Annotated in this window: 1 protein-coding gene; it reads left to right on the forward strand. The window is 74.3% G+C overall.

Annotated features, from left to right (window positions below):
• Positions 1-1,354: beta-ketoacyl synthase N-terminal-like domain-containing protein (locus ACIQOV_RS41580; protein WP_401056359.1), on the forward strand; the 1,354-nt coding region annotated here is incomplete at both ends.

The following is a 1,354-nucleotide window of genomic DNA, read 5'->3' on the forward strand; positions in this document are numbered from 1 at the left end:
CCCGCACGGCCCTGTCCGACGGCACCGACCTGATGGAGCTGATCACCACCCACGTCGCCGGGGTGCTGGGACATGCCACCCCCGAGCGGCTCGACCCCCGGCGGGCGTTCAAGGACCTGGGCTTCGACTCACTGACCGCGGTGGAACTGCGCAACCGCCTGACCGCCGCGCTCGGGGTGAAACTGCCCGCCACCCTCGTCTTCGACCACCCCACCCCGGCACGGCTGGCCGCCCACCTGTCCGGCGAGCAGGACGCGCCGCAGGCCTCGGCCCCGGCCGCGACGGACGAGCCGATCGCGGTCATCGGCATGGGCTGCCGCTACCCCGGAGGCGTCGGCACCCCCGAGGACCTGTGGCGGCTGGTCGCGGACGGCGTGGACGCGGTCGGCGACTTCCCGGCCGACCGGGGATGGGACATCGACCGCCTGTACGACCCGACGGGAAGCCGCCCCCGCACGTCGAGCACGTCCCAGGGCGGCTTCCTCGACGCCGCCGGCGACTTCGACGCGGCGTTCTTCGGGATATCGCCCCGCGAGGCGCTCGCCATGGACCCGCAGCAGCGCATCCTGCTGGAGACCGCGTGGGAGACCATCGAGTACGCCGGTATCGACCCGACCGCGCTGGAGGGCACACCCACCGGCGTGTTCACCGGCCTGTGGTCCACCGGCTACGCCGCCGGGCCGGTCCCCGACGACCTGGAGGGCTACCAGGTCACCGGCACCGCGTCGAGCGTGGGGTCCGGCCGGCTGGCGTACCAGCTGGGCCTGCTCGGCCCGGCGCTGTCCCTGGACACCGGCTGCTCGTCGTCCCTGGTGGCCCTGCACCTGGCCGCCCAGGCGCTGCGCTCGGGAGAATGCTCCTTGGCCCTGGCCGGCGGCGTCACCGTCAACGCGGCACCCACGCTGTTCACCGGGATGTCCCGGCAGGGGGCGAGCGCGCCCGACGGCCGCAGCAAGTCCTTCGCCGCCGCGGCCGACGGGGCGGGCTGGGCCGAGGGCGCCGGCCTGCTGCTGCTGGAACGCCTGTCCGACGCCCGCCGCAACGGCCACGAGGTGCTGGCGGTCGTCCGGGGCTCCGCCACCAACCAGGACGGCGCCTCCAACGGCCTGACCGCGCCGAACGGTCCGTCGCAGGAGCGGGCGATCCGTCAGGCCCTCGCCAATGCCGGGTTGGAGCCGTCCGAGGTGGACGCGGTGGAAGCCCACGGCACCGGCACCACTCTCGGCGATCCCATCGAGGCCCAGGCACTGCTGGCGACCTACGGCCGGGACCGGGTGGAGCCGTTGTGGCTGGGGTCGGTGAAGTCGAACATCGGCCACACGCAAGCCGCCGCCGGTGTGGCGGGTGTGATCAA

This window comes from Kitasatospora sp. NPDC091257 (genome assembly GCF_044757675.1).
GTDB classification, from domain to species: domain Bacteria; phylum Actinomycetota; class Actinomycetes; order Streptomycetales; family Streptomycetaceae; genus Kitasatospora; species Kitasatospora lactacystinica.